Origin of the sequence: Halocynthiibacter sp. SDUM655004, assembly GCF_026015885.1 — a bacterium.
Classification (GTDB): Bacteria; Pseudomonadota; Alphaproteobacteria; order Rhodobacterales; family Rhodobacteraceae; genus Falsihalocynthiibacter; species Falsihalocynthiibacter halioticoli.
The window spans coordinates 348,895-363,293 of record NZ_JAPDUG010000001.1 but is presented as its reverse complement, the minus strand read 5'-3'; the positions used below and the strand labels follow the sequence as shown (position 1 = coordinate 363,293).

At 55.1% G+C, this 14,399-nt stretch carries 18 protein-coding genes; 8 read left to right on the top strand and 10 right to left on the bottom strand.

What is annotated here, in order from left to right; genetic code table 11:
- The first annotated feature begins 61 nt into the window (after positions 1 to 61).
- Together mnmD and N9C89_RS01790 are read left to right on the top strand one after the other, a co-directional pair.
- Complete coding sequence (gene mnmD / locus N9C89_RS01795; protein WP_263952114.1) at positions 62 to 742, top strand: tRNA (5-methylaminomethyl-2-thiouridine)(34)-methyltransferase MnmD; 681 nt, start codon at positions 62 to 64, stop codon at positions 740 to 742.
- Positions 739 to 1,617 (top strand): DMT family transporter, encoded by an 879-nt coding sequence (locus tag N9C89_RS01790; protein ID WP_263952113.1) that lies wholly within the window; start codon positions 739 to 741, stop codon positions 1,615 to 1,617. Before mnmD ends, N9C89_RS01790 begins: the two co-directional genes overlap by 4 nt.
- Here the strand turns inward: N9C89_RS01790 and N9C89_RS01785 are convergent.
- Positions 1,604 to 3,559, bottom strand: a complete 1,956-nt coding sequence (locus tag N9C89_RS01785) for a lytic transglycosylase domain-containing protein (RefSeq protein WP_263952112.1) — start codon at positions 3,557 to 3,559, stop codon at positions 1,604 to 1,606. The genes N9C89_RS01790 and N9C89_RS01785 overlap by 14 nt on opposite strands.
- Positions 3,560 to 3,717: 158 nt before the next feature.
- Here N9C89_RS01785 and dapA point away from each other — a divergent pair, with 158 nt between their 5' ends.
- The 6 genes from dapA (at position 3,718) to N9C89_RS01755 (ending at position 8,655) form a co-directional block, all read left to right on the top strand.
- Positions 3,718 to 4,593 carry a 4-hydroxy-tetrahydrodipicolinate synthase gene (dapA, locus tag N9C89_RS01780; protein ID WP_263952111.1) on the top strand — a complete coding sequence of 292 codons (876 nt, stop codon included), beginning with the start codon at positions 3,718 to 3,720 and terminating at the stop codon, positions 4,591 to 4,593.
- Positions 4,594 to 4,700: 107 nt separating this feature from the next.
- Positions 4,701 to 5,183, top strand: a complete 483-nt coding sequence (gene smpB, locus N9C89_RS01775) for an SsrA-binding protein SmpB (protein ID WP_263952110.1) — start codon at positions 4,701 to 4,703, stop codon at positions 5,181 to 5,183.
- A gap of 65 nt (positions 5,184 to 5,248) precedes the next feature.
- On the top strand, positions 5,249 to 6,103 hold the full coding sequence (gene sseA, locus N9C89_RS01770; RefSeq protein WP_263952108.1) for a 3-mercaptopyruvate sulfurtransferase: 855 nt from the start codon (positions 5,249 to 5,251) through the stop codon (positions 6,101 to 6,103).
- Positions 6,104 to 6,105: 2 nt separating this feature from the next.
- Positions 6,106 to 7,290 carry an aromatic amino acid transaminase gene (locus tag N9C89_RS01765; RefSeq protein WP_263952107.1) on the top strand — a complete coding sequence of 395 codons (1,185 nt, stop codon included), beginning with the start codon at positions 6,106 to 6,108 and terminating at the stop codon, positions 7,288 to 7,290.
- Positions 7,291 to 7,677: 387 nt separating this feature from the next.
- Positions 7,678 to 8,232 (top strand): TetR/AcrR family transcriptional regulator, encoded by a 555-nt coding sequence (locus N9C89_RS01760; protein ID WP_263952106.1) that lies wholly within the window; start codon positions 7,678 to 7,680, stop codon positions 8,230 to 8,232.
- Between the two features lie 21 nt (positions 8,233 to 8,253).
- On the top strand, positions 8,254 to 8,655 hold the full coding sequence (locus N9C89_RS01755; protein ID WP_263952105.1) for an META domain-containing protein: 402 nt from the start codon (positions 8,254 to 8,256) through the stop codon (positions 8,653 to 8,655).
- Here the strand turns inward: N9C89_RS01755 and recO are convergent.
- From recO to N9C89_RS01710, 9 genes are all read right to left on the bottom strand, one after another.
- Entirely contained in the window at positions 8,652 to 9,371 is a 720-nt protein-coding gene (gene recO / locus N9C89_RS01750) for a DNA repair protein RecO (RefSeq protein ID WP_263952104.1), read from the bottom strand. The genes N9C89_RS01755 and recO overlap by 4 nt on opposite strands.
- A 9-nt stretch (positions 9,372 to 9,380) precedes the next feature.
- A complete protein-coding gene (locus N9C89_RS01745; RefSeq protein WP_263952103.1) occupies positions 9,381 to 9,713 on the bottom strand; it encodes a DUF1491 family protein in 333 nt (110 codons plus the stop codon).
- A complete protein-coding gene (gene era / locus N9C89_RS01740; RefSeq protein WP_263952102.1) occupies positions 9,710 to 10,621 on the bottom strand; it encodes a GTPase Era in 912 nt (303 codons plus the stop codon). The genes N9C89_RS01745 and era overlap by 4 nt, the downstream gene beginning before the upstream one ends.
- Positions 10,618 to 11,304, bottom strand: a complete 687-nt coding sequence (gene rnc / locus N9C89_RS01735) for a ribonuclease III (RefSeq protein WP_263952101.1) — start codon at positions 11,302 to 11,304, stop codon at positions 10,618 to 10,620. Before rnc ends, era begins: the two co-directional genes overlap by 4 nt.
- A complete protein-coding gene (lepB, locus tag N9C89_RS01730) occupies positions 11,301 to 12,071 on the bottom strand; it encodes a signal peptidase I (RefSeq protein ID WP_263952100.1) in 771 nt (256 codons plus the stop codon). Before lepB ends, rnc begins: the two co-directional genes overlap by 4 nt.
- A gap of 66 nt (positions 12,072 to 12,137) precedes the next feature.
- The gene (gene acpS, locus N9C89_RS01725; RefSeq protein WP_263952099.1) at positions 12,138 to 12,554 is read right to left on the bottom strand and encodes a holo-ACP synthase; all 417 of its coding nucleotides are present in this window, start codon (positions 12,552 to 12,554) and stop codon (positions 12,138 to 12,140) included.
- Entirely contained in the window at positions 12,551 to 13,006 is a 456-nt protein-coding gene (locus N9C89_RS01720) for a hypothetical protein (protein WP_263952098.1), read from the bottom strand. Before N9C89_RS01720 ends, acpS begins: the two co-directional genes overlap by 4 nt.
- Positions 13,003 to 13,629 carry a LysE family translocator gene (locus N9C89_RS01715; RefSeq protein ID WP_263952096.1) on the bottom strand — a complete coding sequence of 209 codons (627 nt, stop codon included), beginning with the start codon at positions 13,627 to 13,629 and terminating at the stop codon, positions 13,003 to 13,005. The genes N9C89_RS01720 and N9C89_RS01715 overlap by 4 nt, the downstream gene beginning before the upstream one ends.
- Positions 13,626 to 14,375: a pyridoxine 5'-phosphate synthase gene (locus tag N9C89_RS01710; RefSeq protein ID WP_263952095.1), complete on the bottom strand. Its 750-nt coding sequence runs from the start codon at positions 14,373 to 14,375 to the stop codon at positions 13,626 to 13,628. Before N9C89_RS01710 ends, N9C89_RS01715 begins: the two co-directional genes overlap by 4 nt.
- Positions 14,376 to 14,399 lie beyond the last annotated feature (24 nt).

The window sequence follows — 14,399 nt, the reverse complement described above, 5'->3', positions numbered from 1 at the left end:
TGCAAATCCCCTCGACCTTGCTCATTGTCGCGCCGTTGCGGCACATGTAGGACATTTGGGAATGAAGAACCAGCAAGCAGAACTGGAATGGCGCGAAGGGGAGACGCCGATTAGCCGCAAATTCGACGATCCCTATTTCTCGCTCAATGACGGGCTTGCCGAGACAACCCATGTCTTTCTTGACGGAAATGAACTGCCCGCGCGGTTTTGTGACGGTTTTCAGATCGCCGAACTCGGGTTTGGCACGGGGCTAAACCTCTTGGCGGCGCTCTTGGCGTGGCGGAAGTCCGGACAATCCGGGCGGTTTCGTTTCACGAGTTTTGAGGCGTTCCCGATGGCAGCCGACGATATGGAGCGCGCGCTTGCTGCCTTTCCCGAGGCGCTGAGCGTTGCGGGCCCGATGTTGGAGGAGATCGCCGCAGGCAATTATCAATTCGAAACAGAGGAACTGATTGCGGATATCATCATCGGTGACGCCCGCACCACGCTCAAGGACTGGAACGGAGCGGCTGATGCGTGGTTCCTCGACGGGTTTTCACCCGCGAAAAACCCAGAGTTGTGGGAGCCCCACCTCATGGCCGAGGTCGCACAACACACAGCACCAAACGGAACATTCGCCACCTATACCGCCGCTGGATTTGTCCGCAAATCGCTGGCTGAGAGCGGCTTCGCTGTGGAGAGGGTCAAAGGATTTGGCCGCAAACGCCACATGACAATCGGAAAATTGGAAAGCAAAACGTGAGCGCAGGAAACAATACGAAACTGGGCATTTTGCTCATGGTCATCACAACCGCGATTTTCGCTATCCAGGATGGCATTTCACGGTATCTGGCGACGGAATACAACGTGATGATGGTCGTTATGATCCGTTACTGGTTTTTTGCGGCTTTCGTGATAACCGTGGCCGCACGGCAAGCGGGCGGGCTTCGGGCGGCGGCGGCAACGCAACAGCCGTTTTTGCAAGCAACCCGTGGGTTCCTTTTGGCTGCGGAAATCTGTGTGATGGTCGCTGGATTTGTGCTTCTTGGGCTCGTAGAAAGCCACGCGATCTTTGCGAGCTACCCACTTATCATCGCAGCGCTCTCTGGCCCTATTCTCGGCGAAAAGGTCGGTTGGCCCCGCATCATTGCAATTGGCGTTGGGTTTGTTGGCATTTTGATCATTCTCAAACCCGGGTTTACTGTGTTCTCTCCGGCCGCAATTGTGCCATTCATCGCGGCTTTGATGTTTGCGCTCTACAGCTTGCTGACCCGCTTTGTCGCGCGCAAGGATACGACTGCGACCAGCTTCTTCTGGACCGGAACGATGGGCGCTATTTTCGCTACGCTCGCTGGCGTCTGGTTTTGGGAATCGATGGCTCCTTCGGACTGGCTTTGGATGGCATCGCTTTGCATGTTTGGAGCACTCGGGCACTGGTTTCTTATCCGCACCTATGAAGTCGCCGAGGCGAGCGCAGTTCAGCCCTTTGCATATCTACAGCTTGTGTTTGCCTCTGCAATCGGGATCACATTCCTTGGTGAAACGCTACCGCTCAACGTCGCGATTGGCGCTGCAATTGTGATTTGCGCAGGGCTGTTTACGTTCTGGCGCGAGCGCAGGCGGGCTATCTCTGAATGATATCCTTTGAAAGCTGAAGAGGTACGGCCTGCCCCGCAAGTTGAGCCCGATAAGGAAGCAACGCCTCGGAAACACGCATCACATAGTTCCGCGTTTCGGTAAACGGTATATGTTCGATCCAGTCGATCATCGCTTCGGTGCTGTTGCGCGGATCGCCGAATTCCTTGAGCCAACGGTTCGGGCGCCCCGGCCCAGCGTTATAGCCCGCCGCAACGAGGATGACGTTGCCATCAAACCGTTTGTTCAGCCCGTCAAGATACGCTGTTCCAAGCTTGGCATTATAACGCCAATCGCCAGTGAGCTTTGACTTGTCATAGCCAATACCAAGTTTCTTCGACACATCGCTCGCCGTACCTGGCATAACCTGCATCAGGCCGCGCGCACCTGCGCCCGAAATGACCCGCGGGTTAAACTCGCTTTCCCGTCGCGCAATCGCGAGGGCTAGCTCCGGCCGTACCGGAAGCCCCTGCATCTGATGAACAGGATGCATAGGGTAATATGCACTATGTAGCGTATCACCGTATTGCACCGAACGTTTGGCCACATGCAGCGCGACATAGGGATTATCAATTGCCATCGCCCAAGCCGCCAGCGCGCCACGTTCTTCACGCGGGAGCGTTTCGGCCAGATGCGACATAAACCGCGCCGTCAGCCGCCCTTCACGCGCGGCATGAAGAAGCAGGCCCGCTTGAAAAACGGTTGAGTTGGCAATGTTTGTATTCTGCCAGTTAGGAAATGGCTCTGTTCCGAGCAATGCCGGATCCATAGCCATTCCTGCCTTTTCCGCGGCCAACTGCCCATAAAAACTTGTTTGGTACGCGCCACCGCGTTGATAAGCGGCTTGGGCTTTTTCGGGCTCCGCCATCGCTTCATGGGCGCGCCCCTGCCAATAGAACGCCCGCCCAAGGCTGATCGGTGTATCCACGGCCGCTTCAAGGTTGCGGAAATGCGTGACCGCTCGGCTTGGTTTGTTGAGATATCGTAGAGAAATATAACCTGCGAGCCATTCAAGATCGATGTAGTGGCTGCCCTCGGTCAGGTAGTGGTTCGCCGCAACCTCATAGGCCGAGGCATACCGCCCAGCGCGCATTTCCCAGCGCGCGAGGATCGCCCGACGGCGCGCCCAGTCTTCGGGTTGCCCAAGAAACTCCGCCGAAACCGACCGCTCTTTGATAAGTTCGATCGCATCCGGATACCGGTCTTTGCGCGCGCGCCAGACAAACCGCTCATAGGCCAGCCCCGGATCATCAGCGAGCCGCGCGGGAACCGCCGCGATGAATGAATCAACACCCTGCCCAAGCTTGCGCAGCGTTATTCTTGCCTTGGCCAACTTCTGCCAACCATCTTCGACATAGGGCAACATTGCCGTTGCCTCGCCGGACAGCCCGCGCCAAAGCAACATATCAAGCCGCGCCTCATGGTGGGGCGCCAACAGCTTGCCGAAATTTGCAAGGAATAATGCCTGTTCCTCTTTGGTCATCGACATCTTGCGCCATGCATCAACTATTAACGCATCGGCTGCGTCCCCATCTCCACCAGACCGCAACGCGCGCGAAAGCGCCAAGGCGCCGGTTCCAGTTTGCGGGAGCTTCTGTACGAAGTATCCGATGATCTGGCCTTCTGCGCCTTCGCGGGGCAAGCTCGATTCCCCGAATTTGCGAAGGTAATCAAGCCCCGGCCAATCCGGATAAACCGCAAGAAAAGACTGATACTCCGAGAATGCCCCTTCCCCCGCGCGCAAACGGTGCCATTCAACTACTGCAGCGCCAATTTTTCCTGCTTTACGGGCCTCGGCTGTTGCCCCGTCCCAATCCTGCGCACGAACCAGATCCATCGCCCGCGCGAGCGCTTCGCCCTGCTGCTGCGTTTGGGCTTTGGCGGCGACAAATGAGGTAACAGATACCAAAGCCGCGAAAATCAGAATTCGGAGGGCGCGAAGCATGCGAAATATTCCTTCAGGGGTATGTTTTGACAAAACTGTATCGGATTCGTCGATCACGACAACACACAACTTGGCAATCGCCTCCAACACGGCTAGGTTCCGCCGCGATTACACACGATTAACGGGCGACTCAGCCCTCAATTACAAGGAGACGTGTCATGTTCAAGGGGTCCCTCCCAGCTCTGGTGACGCCGTTCAAAAACGGCCAACTGGATATTGACGCGCTCAAACACCTTGTTGAGTGGCACATCGAAGAAGGCTCCAACGGCCTCGTTCCCGTCGGCACCACAGGTGAAAGCCCGACACTGAGCCACGAAGAGCACGAGCAGGTTGTCGAAGAAGTGGTGAAAGCCGCAGCGGGCCGCGTACCTGTAATTGCGGGCGCAGGCTCGAACAGCACAACCGAAGCAATCCGTTTTGTGCAACACGCCAAGAATGTTGGCGCGGACGGGGCCCTTGTCGTGACGCCCTATTACAACAAGCCAACTCAGCGCGGATTGCACGCGCATTTCTTGGCCGTTGCGGAAAGCACCGATCTGCCGATCGTGATCTATAACATTCCTGGCCGTTCGGTTGTTGATATGTCACCCGAAACTATGGGCGAACTGGCGAAGCACAAGAACATCGTCGGCGTCAAAGACAGCACCGGCGACGTTGCCCGCATTTCGCAAACACGCGCAGCTTGCGGCAAAGACTTCATCCAGCTTTCTGGCGAAGACGCAATGGCGCTTGGTTATACGGCCCACGGCGCAGTTGGTTGTATCTCGGTTACCGCAAACGTAGCGCCGCGCCTCTGTGCAGAATTCCAAGCAGCAATGGCAAAGGGCGATTTTGCGACAGCACTTGAGTATCAAGATCGCCTGATGCCGCTACACGAAGCAATCTTTGTCGAACCAGGCCTTGTTGGCGCGAAATACGGCATGTCACTTATCGGTAAATGCTCCGAAGAGGTACGCTCGCCACTTACCGGACTGCTTGACGACACAAAAGAGCAGATCAAAGCCGCGATGCGCCACGCTGGCATCCTGAACTAATTGAGCTTGCCCGCTGCGACCACGTAGCGGGCAATTTCTTCTGGTGAGCGGCGGATGTTTCGCGCCGATCCCTAGACAAGTACCATTTGCCTCATTACATCAGCGCAATGGCCAAAAAAGAAACAGCAGCAGACAAGAACTATAAAGTCATCTCGGAAAACCGCCGCGCGCGGTATGACTATGCGATTGAGGACGATATCGAGTGCGGTATCCAGCTCATGGGCTCCGAGGTGAAATCCCTGCGCGTGGGCCAAAGCAATATTGCCGAAAGCTATGCCGCCGTTGAGGACGAAGAGCTTTGGCTGGTTAACTCTTACATCGCGCCCTACAAGCCCGCCGTGACTTGGGGACACGAAGAAAAGCGCCGCCGCAAGCTTCTGGTTTCAAAACGAGAGCTTTCCAAACTCTGGAACGCCACACAACGTCAGGGCATGACGCTTGTGCCGCTTGTGATGTACTTCAACCATAAAGGCTTGGTGAAGATCAAAATCGGCATCGCCAAGGGTAAGAAAAGCCACGACAAACGCGCCACTGAGGCCAAACGCGATTGGGGCCGCCAAAAGCAGCGCCTCTTGCGTGATCGCGGATAGGCACAGGGCTTGCAAATACAAGCGCCCCTCGCTAGTCAGGCATGGCAACATGCGCGGGGGAGCTTATGCCATATAACGATCCAAAAACGCTCGTTTCCACAGACTGGCTTGAACAGCACCTGAAAGATCCTGATCTTCGGATTCTGGACGCATCTTGGTATCTTCCCGATATGAACCGCGACGCCAAGGCCGAATACGCCGAAGCGCATATTCCAGGCGCACGGTTCTTTGATATCGAAGAGATCAGCGACCAGCGCAGCGACCTCCCTCATATGGCACCGACAGTCGAAAAGTTCATGAGCCGCCTACGCGCGATGGGCGTGGGCGATGGCCATCAAGTTGTCGTCTATGATGGCGCGGGGCTTTTCTCTGCCGCTCGCGTTTGGTGGCTGTTCCGGCTAATGGGCAAGACGGATGTTGCCGTATTGGATGGCGGTTTCGCAAAGTGGAAAGCCGAGGGGAAACCCGTAGATGACCTCCCTCCCGTAATCCGCGACCGTCACATGATTGTGAATCGCCAAGACCATCTCGTGCGCGACGTGACCCAAGTTGCGTCAGCCTCCAAACTGATGGACCACGAAATTGTCGATGCACGTGGCCCCGCTCGTTTCCGCGGCGATTCTCCCGAGCCACGCGAAGGTTTGCGCGCCGGACATATTCCCAACGCCAAAAACGTGCATTACGCCACGCTTCTTAATCCCGATGGCACGATGAAAGATCTCGCCGCAATCAAAGCGACCTTTGAAGCTGCTGGCGTTGACCTCTCAAAACCGATCATCACAAGCTGCGGCTCGGGCGTCACTGCCGCGATCCTTTCGCTCGCGCTTGAATCCATCGGACACCGAAACCACTCCCTCTATGATGGCTCATGGGCCGAATGGGGGATGTTTGACTATCTCAAAGCCGAAACAGGTTCTTAACAATGTTGACCAATCTAAAACCGCAACCCGCCGATAAAATCCTTGAATTGATCGGCATGTACCGCGCCGACCCGCGCCCCAACAAAATTGATCTTGGCGTGGGTGTTTACAAAAACGCAGAGGGCGTAACCCCAGTGATGCGCGCGATCAAAGCTGCCGAAAAACAGCTCTGGGAAGCGGAAACAACCAAATCTTACACGGGCCTTGCGGGCGAACCTGCCTTCCACGACGCTATGATCGAACTGGTTCTGGGAACCTCTGTGGAACGCGACCGTATTGCTGCCGCTGCCACCCCAGGCGGGACAGGCGCTATCCGTCAGGCGATGGAACTGGTGATGCTTGCCAGCCCCGAGGCAACGATCTGGGTTTCGCATCCGACATGGCCAAACCACCTGTCGATCATCAAACACCTCGGACTCCCGCTTAAGGAATACCGCTATTTCGATAGCGAAACGCGCGCAGTTGATTTCGCGGGTATGGCCGAAGACTTGGCCGGTGTTAAGGCGGGCGATATCGTGTTGCTTCATGGCTGCTGCCACAACCCGACGGGCGCGAACCTTACACTCGCCGAATGGGCCGAAGTAATCTCGATCCTCCAAGACACGGGCGCAACGCCGCTCATCGACATCGCATACCAAGGATTTGGCGACGGCCTTGAAGAGGACGCAGCCGGCCTGCGTATGGTTGCTTCGGAAATGCCCGAATGCCTTATCGCGGCCAGTTGCTCCAAAAACTTTGGCGTATACCGCGAGCGGACCGGCATCCTGATGGCCATCAGCGAAACCGCGAAGAACACAGGCGTGACACAAGCCAACCTCGCCTATCTCAACCGCCAGAACTTCAGCTTCCCACCCGATCATGGCGCGCGGCTTGTGACTATGGTTCTGACGGACGACGCATTGCGCGCTGACTGGAAAGCGGAGCTTGAAGAGGTTCGTGTTGGTATGCTTGGACTGCGCGAACAGCTGGCTAGCGAACTTCAGCGCCTTTCGGGCAGCGACCGTTTTGGCTTCCTCGCTCAACATCGCGGCATGTTCTCTCGCCTCGGCACCACACCTGAGTTGGTGCAAAAACTGCGCGAGGATCACGGCATTTACATGGTCTCTGACAGCCGCCTGAACATTGCAGGCCTAAACAAAAACACCGTTCCCGTCTTGGCAGAGGCTATCGTTAAAACCGGCATCTAATTGCAACGCCCCTAAGCGGGCTACAATTACTGCGACACAATCACAGCCGTATCGGTGCTAACTCCGGTACGGTTTTTTTCTGGCTTCATCGTTTGGATCAGCGCCACGAAACAAACTAAAAACGCAAGGGACACCCATTGATAGGGCCGGATAGACGCAAGCAACTGTTTAAACAAAACCATGCGGCAAGTTTGTGCGATTAGAACATCACAAGACAAGCGCAAAACCGCCAAACTCGGCAGACTGCGATATCTTTTCAACGCATTATTGCATCGACTGTTGCTGTATTTCGAGACCTTACATTTTGCGTTTCATCATAACATACGATAGCGTATGTTATGTGTATCGAAGCGACTTCATTCACAACTTCAAAAGGTTCGTCCGAGCATGGCCAAACAACGTTTTACCGAAGAAGATTGGATTGGAATCGGCCTTAACGCGCTCATTGAGAGTGGCTATTCCGCCCTACGCGCAGAGTCTCTTTGTAAATCAGCTGGAACCACCAAAGGCTCTTTCTACTGGCACTTCAAAGTCCTAACTGACTACAAGTCTACACTTCTAGACCATTGGAAAAGCGACGTTATTCAATACTTGGATGAGTTGAAGCAAGAAGACAATGCCGCACCGCGCAAACTTGAAAAACTCGCCAAATCCATGTGCGCAATCGAAGAACCGACGCAAGAAGCCCGTGCTGAGCGCGCGATACGTGCGTGGGCTTTGGAAGAGCCGATTGCAGAGGCAGCAATCGCCGAAGTGGATAGCGTTCGCAAAACATACGCTAGCGTATTGTTAAGTAGTATTGGGTTATCAAACCCTGAAATCACCGAGGCAATGTACGCCACATTTATCGGCCTCAACGAGAGCCGAGGTAAATCCGATGTAGATCAGGCTTCAATTATCTCCACACTCCTTGCTGCTTTTATCGCTCTTGCAGAAAGTTAAACATCCCCCCATATTTGGGGAATGTTACGTTATTCATTTCTCCTATTATTCGGTTTGTCCTTTTGCGAAAGCGACGAAACCGTCACAGGCTACGGCGCTGCGGGGTCCGTTTGGAAACTTACATCCCTTAACGGCGCTGAATTTACGGCCGAAGCAACTCTTGAGTTTGGCGAAGAAGGCAAGTTCTTTGGCAACGCTCCGTGCAACGTCTACAACGGCACGCAAACGGCGGATTACCCGTGGTTTGAAACAGGTCCAATCGCAGCAACGCAAAAGGCTTGTCCCGAACTGGAAGCAGAGACCGCTTATCTTCGCGCGCTTGATGCTATGACAATTGCTGAAGTCGTCGGCGACACAATGATCCTCTCAAATGAGGATGGTGGCGAAATGGTGTTCGAGGCGACGACCAAGACCGAAGACTAACGCGCAAGTAAATCGATAAGCCGTTGCCGCGCTGCCGGTAGCGGCCTATCGCCCACACTTGCGGCCAATCCATTCGCCAGAAAATACCCTGTAGTGCGCAGGCCATCGACAATGTCGGCATCGCTAGCAGGGCCTTGTCCGAGCATGCACTGTGGTAGCGGCAGCAGCCTGTCTGCCCATTCGCCCGCGCCTTCGCGGCTCACTGCTTTGCCGGACTTAGGCGAAACAAAAACGAGGTTATCGCGGCTACCGGTAACCGCGCAGCGTCGTAAATCGAGACCATATCCCATTTCCTCAAGCAAATCGGCCTCCCACCTAAGGTAAGCAAGCGGCCACGCGTCTGTCTTGGAGAGCAGATCAAGCAGGTTGGAGGAAGATTGATGAATAGACGGATGCGGCTCACGTTCCGGAACGCAAAAGCCAAGAAGTGCCGTGATCGAGTTCAGCCCTGCGAGTGCGAGCCTGTCTCCCATCACAAGGGCCGCGCGGGTGCGCACTGGCTCCACCGTAAATGCGCCGAGGTGCGCTTCTAGCCGCGCTCTCCAAGCAACCGAAAGCTCTGCACCTGGTTGAAGAATTGGCGCAAGTTTGCGGCTGGTCCCACCTCTGACAACTCCCGCAAAACGCCCTTTGCTCGGGGTGAAAACGTCGATAATCACGGATGTTTCACCGTGCCTACGTACCGAAAGAAGTGTGCCTTGATCGCGCCATTCCATGAGGAGAGGTTAATCGGCCAAACCCGGTTCGTCGAGCAAATGCCGCCCCGCGCGATCCTCGACCTCTATAACCCATAGATCGGGATCAAAACTGCGTTGTTTGGCGATAGAAGCGTCAACGTCTGCTTCGGGGCCCGCATGCAGGCTAATCCAAGTCCGCTCGCCCGTCATAAGGTCAAAACTCTTTTGGAAGGCCTCGGCATTGCCATCGAGCGTGTTAAGTTTCACCAACACAGCGCCCGCCGTAAGGTCACCTTTTGTAACGACAAACGCTGGAATATCCGCAAGACGAAGTCGCGTGAGATAGGCCGAAACCCAAATTTCCGCCGTCAGTCGGCTCATGAATTTCCGTCTTTGAAATTCAGGCCCATCTCGTCATAGCGCTCGGATTCCTCAAGCCAGTTGGGCCGCACTTTGACCTGAAGGAAAAGATGCACCTTACGCCCAAGAAACTCTTCAAGCTCCTCACGCGCGGCCTTGCCAATCGCTTTGATCGACTCGCCTTTATTGCCCAGCACAATACCCTTATGCCCGTCGCGCATTACGTAAATCAGCTGGTCAATCTTGACCGAGCCATCTTTACGGTCTTCCCATTTTTCCGTCTCGACTGTGAGCTGATACGGAAGCTCCTGATGCATTCTTAGAGTCAGTTTCTCGCGCGTAATTTCCGCTGCAATCATACGAAGAGGCAGATCCGCGATCTGGTCTTCAGGATAAAGCCACGGGCCAGCAGGCACCTCTTTGGCAAGCCAGTGGCGTAGCGTTTCAACGCCGTGGCCTTTTTCCGCAGAGATCATGAAAGTCTCGTCAAAGGGGAACATCTCGTTCATCTTCGCGGCCAAACCAAGCAGCACTTCGGACTTAACCCGATCAATTTTGTTGATCGCAAGCGCGATGCTGCGACCGTCTGCAAGCTCTTGAAGCGTCTCGATGATCTGCTCAACGCCTTCGGTTACGCCGCGATGCGCCTCGATCAGAAGCACAACGACATCCGCGTCCGCCGCGCCGCCCCATGCTGCGGCAACCATCGCACGATCAAGCCGACGGCGTGGGCGGAATACGCCGGGAGTGTCGACAAAAACAATCTGGCTTTGCCCCTCAACCGTCACGCCCCGTATGCGGGCGCGCGTTGTCTGAACCTTATGGGTCACGATCGAAACCTTGGCCCCGACCATATAGTTCAGGAGTGTGGATTTCCCTGCGTTGGGTTCACCAATAAGGGCGACGAAACCTGCACGTGTGTCGGTCATGATTTTCCTTCCAGACGCGCAAGGAGCGCGGTTGCGGCGGCCTGTTCGGCATTGCGTTTGGAGCCTGCTGTGGCTTTTTCGCTTTTGCCATTTTCAAGCCGGACCTCGATTGTGAAAACCGGAGCATGATCCGGCCCACTGCGCGAAATCTCGATGTATTTTGGCGGGTTAAGCTTGCGGGCCTGCGCCCATTCCTGAAGCGCCGTTTTTGAATCGCGGGCATCGGCTTCAACTTTGGTGATCCGATCGCCCCACAGCCGCAGCACAAAATCGCGCGCAACATCAAATCCAGCGTCCTGATAGATCGCAGCGATAAGAGCTTCCATTGCATCCGCAAGAAGCGCCTCTTTACGCCGACCACCAGAGATCATTTCAGACCGACCAAGCTTCAGAACACTGCCCAGCCCGATTTCTCGCGCCACATCCGCACAGGTTTCCTTACGGACAAGCGCGTTGAACCGCGGCGCAAGCAACCCTTCACTCGCCTTTTGGTCATGCTTCAGAAGCGCCTCGGCAATCACAAGGCCAAGAACACGGTCGCCCAGAAACTCATCGCGCTGGTTGTCCGCGCGAGTGGGTGAGGACATGGAGCTGTGCGTAACCGCCCGCACCAAGAGCGAGGGATCGGCAAACTCATGTCCGATCTGGCCACAGAAGGCCTTGAGTTCGGCCGCCAGCTTCACTCAATCGCCTTAAAGAAACGGTCGCCGCGCCACGTCCAGAAGAAGAACAGCGATTTACCAGCGGAGGAAAAGATAACGCGATCCGCACGACCGATTAGGTTCTCGTACGGGACAAAGCCAACACCCTGACGACTGTCGTTCGAGTTATCGCGGTTGTCACCCATAAAGAAGTAATGCTCCAACGGAACAGTAAAGACCGGTGTGTTGTCCACAAATGTATTGCCCACATTCAGAATGGAATGCGAAACACCATTTGGCAGGGTTTCGATGAATTTTTCTTTGGTACAGGAGTTCACCGCCTCTGTACGGCTTTCCATACAGGCCGGCATATTTCCGACCGAACCTTGAGGCTCGTACTCTTCAACAAATACGCCGTCCGGAGTCTGTTTCGCCTCTTCACCGTTGATGAAAAGAACACCGTTTTTCATTTGAATCTTATCACCGGGAAGACCGATCACGCGCTTGATGTAATCCTGACCGGATGTCGGGTGCCGGAACACAACAACGTCGCCGCGCTCTGGTTCCGATCCAAGAATACGCCCCGAAATCGGGCAAATTCCGAATGGGCAAGATACGGCGGAATAGCCATAGGCCATTTTGTTGACGAAGAGAAAATCGCCAATCAAAAGCGTGTCTTTCATAGAGCCAGACGGAATCCAGAACGGCTGGAAGAACAGCGTGCGGAAGATCCCTGCGATCACAAGCGCCCAGACCACTGTTTTGATGGTTTCGACGATGCCGTCTTCTTTTTTCTCGGTCGTTTTCATTCGCCTGTAGTTCCTTGAAATATGGGTTGTGCGCTACATGAGGCGCAAGGCGGGGAGAGTCAAGTTTTACGCTGGTGTCTCTGGCTTAGCGGGGCGTGCTTCGATCACGACAAAGGCCTGCGCCCATGGGTGATCGTCGGTAAGGGTTACATGGATAATCGCTTCGTGGCCTGCTGGTGTCATTTGTTCGAGCCGCTCTTTGGCCCAGCCCGTGACTTCCATTACAGGTTGGCCGCTTCGCATGTTTCGAACAGCCATATCCTTCCAACTGATCCCCATAGCAAGCCCAGTTCCCAGCGCTTTTGAGCAGGCCTCTTTGGCTGCCCAACGCTTGGCATAGGTTCCCGCAACATCGCGTCGACGCTCGGCTTTGGCTTGCTCGGTTTCGGTGAACACACGATTTTTGAACCGTGTTCCGAACCGATCAAGCGTACCTTGAATGCGCTCGATGTTCGCAAGGTCTGTACCAATGCCAAGGATCATTGCGGATCCGGCTCATAGCTTGGATTGATATCACCTGTTGCTTGGTTCAGGCTAAACGACAGAACGCCCCCCTCAGAGCCGCCAGTCTCATGGACGTAGGTTGATCCGTCGATGGTAAAGACCAATCCAACAGCAGGATCGTAATCGGCCTGAAGTGTGGAGAACTCTAGATTTGTAAAGCCTACGACGCTTGAAAGGCCGATAACTTTGCACTGGCGATCGCCCAATTCGTGAAAAGGAGGCGAAAGCACAAGCAGATAAGTTGAGCCAGCGGCAGGTTCGATTGTATCGAGCAATGCGAGACGCACATCGCCGTTCGCAAAGGTGCGCGTGTTCTCCTCCCATGGTTCCGCAATCGATTGGGCCGATGCCTGCCAATCGCAATCAAGAACCTCTTGCGCGGATGCAATTCCAGGCGCTGCCAGCGCAGCGACAAAAGCTAATAATTTCATTCAAATCCCCTCGTCGTTAAAATCTTAAGGCTCGCAGCACCAAACAGCACCGCAAATGTCCCTTCAAACCACCGTTTTAGGCGCTGATAGGTGCTAACCATACCGCGCGTTGAAAACAGGATCGCATAGCTCGGAAAAACAATGAGTGATGCAAGATACAAGAACCCAAATAGGCTAAACACTTCGGCACTTGTCGCGCCCTCTGGCAGCACGATGGCATAAATCGCGCCCCATGCAAGGATCGCCTTCGGGTTCGTTAGATGAAGCAGAACGCCTTTTAGAAAAACTTGCTTGGTTGTCCCCGTGATTGCGGCCTGTAATTTAGCATCGCTTCGCGAAAAGGCAGAGCGCATGGACTTATATGCGAGGAACAAGAGATAGGCGGCGCCCGCGTATCGCAAGGTCGTGAAAATCCACGCATTCCCAACCATCACCGCGCTCATTCCCAAAGCGGCCGCAATTCCCCAAGTGGCGCTTCCGACAAGGATTCCCAACGCAAGAGCCAGTCCCGCTTGGCGGCCTTGTTTCATGGATGTGCCCGCAAGCGCCATTGTTGCTGGTCCGGGGCTTGCACCGGCAATCGCCCAACCGAGCCACAATAGGCCAAGCTCGGCCCCTGTCATGCGCGCGCCTCATCCATAAGCCGCCGCATTTCGGCAATCGCAGGCTCTAGCCCACGGAATATGCTCTCTCCGATGAGGAAATGACCGATGTTCAATTCTGCGACTTCTGGAAACTCTGCGATGGGCTGTACCGTATCATACGTCAGGCCATGGCCAGCATGGACTTCAAGCCCAAGAGAATGCGCAAAGGTCGACATCTCGCGCAAGCTTTCCAACTCCGCGTCTCGCGTGGCGAAATCACCCTCTGCATGAGCGTCGCAGTAAGCGCCCGTGTGCAATTCAATTACTGCCGCACCAATTCGGTGCGCGGCCTCGATCTGGCGTTTGTCGGCGGCAATAAATATTGAAACGCGGCATCCTGCATCACTGAGCGGCGCGATGAAATGCGCTAAGCGGTTTTCCTCGCGCGCTACATCAAGCCCGCCTTCCGTAGTGCGCTCTTCGCGCTTTTCCGGCACGACACAAACCGCATGAGGCTTATGACGAAGCGCAATGGCCTGCATCTCTTCTGTGGCGGCCATCTCGAAATTGAGTGGCACCGAAAGCGCCTCCATCAGCCCTTCGATATCAGCGTCACCGATATGACGGCGATCTTCCCGCAAATGAGCCGTAATGCCATCCGCACCTGCTTTCTCTGCCAGAAGCGCAGCGCGCAACGGATCTGGTGTATTGCCTCCGCGTGCATTTCGCACCGTTGCAACGTGATCAATGTTCACCCCGAGGCGCAGCTTGTTTGCTGTCGACATGGCATTTCCTCTATTTCATAGCCG

Bases quoted from the DNA above. Each gene is read 5' to 3' on its own strand.
- N9C89_RS01715 (WP_263952096.1), bottom strand. From the start codon at position 13,629: ATGACAGGGGCCGAGCTTGGCCTATTGTGGCTCGGTTGGGCGATTGCC.
- lepB (WP_263952100.1), bottom strand. From the start codon at position 12,071: ATGAAAACGACCGAGAAAAAAGAAGACGGCATCGTCGAAACCATCAAA.
- smpB (WP_263952110.1), top strand. From the start codon at position 4,701: ATGGCCAAAAAAGAAACAGCAGCAGACAAGAACTATAAAGTCATCTCG.
- acpS (WP_263952099.1), bottom strand. From the start codon at position 12,554: ATGATCCTTGGCATTGGTACAGACCTTGCGAACATCGAGCGCATTCAA.
- N9C89_RS01720 (WP_263952098.1), bottom strand. From the start codon at position 13,006: ATGAAATTATTAGCTTTTGTCGCTGCGCTGGCAGCGCCTGGAATTGCA.
- N9C89_RS01785 (WP_263952112.1), bottom strand. From the start codon at position 3,559: ATGCTTCGCGCCCTCCGAATTCTGATTTTCGCGGCTTTGGTATCTGTT.
- sseA (WP_263952108.1), top strand. From the start codon at position 5,249: ATGCCATATAACGATCCAAAAACGCTCGTTTCCACAGACTGGCTTGAA.
- recO (WP_263952104.1), bottom strand. From the start codon at position 9,371: ATGGAATGGCGCGATCAAGGCACACTTCTTTCGGTACGTAGGCACGGT.
- N9C89_RS01745 (WP_263952103.1), bottom strand. From the start codon at position 9,713: ATGAGCCGACTGACGGCGGAAATTTGGGTTTCGGCCTATCTCACGCGA.
- era (WP_263952102.1), bottom strand. From the start codon at position 10,621: ATGACCGACACACGTGCAGGTTTCGTCGCCCTTATTGGTGAACCCAAC.
- N9C89_RS01710 (WP_263952095.1), bottom strand. From the start codon at position 14,375: ATGTCGACAGCAAACAAGCTGCGCCTCGGGGTGAACATTGATCACGTT.
- dapA (WP_263952111.1), top strand. From the start codon at position 3,718: ATGTTCAAGGGGTCCCTCCCAGCTCTGGTGACGCCGTTCAAAAACGGC.
- mnmD (WP_263952114.1), top strand. From the start codon at position 62: ATGAAGAACCAGCAAGCAGAACTGGAATGGCGCGAAGGGGAGACGCCG.
- N9C89_RS01760 (WP_263952106.1), top strand. From the start codon at position 7,678: ATGGCCAAACAACGTTTTACCGAAGAAGATTGGATTGGAATCGGCCTT.
- N9C89_RS01765 (WP_263952107.1), top strand. From the start codon at position 6,106: ATGTTGACCAATCTAAAACCGCAACCCGCCGATAAAATCCTTGAATTG.
- N9C89_RS01755 (WP_263952105.1), top strand. From the start codon at position 8,254: ATGTTACGTTATTCATTTCTCCTATTATTCGGTTTGTCCTTTTGCGAA.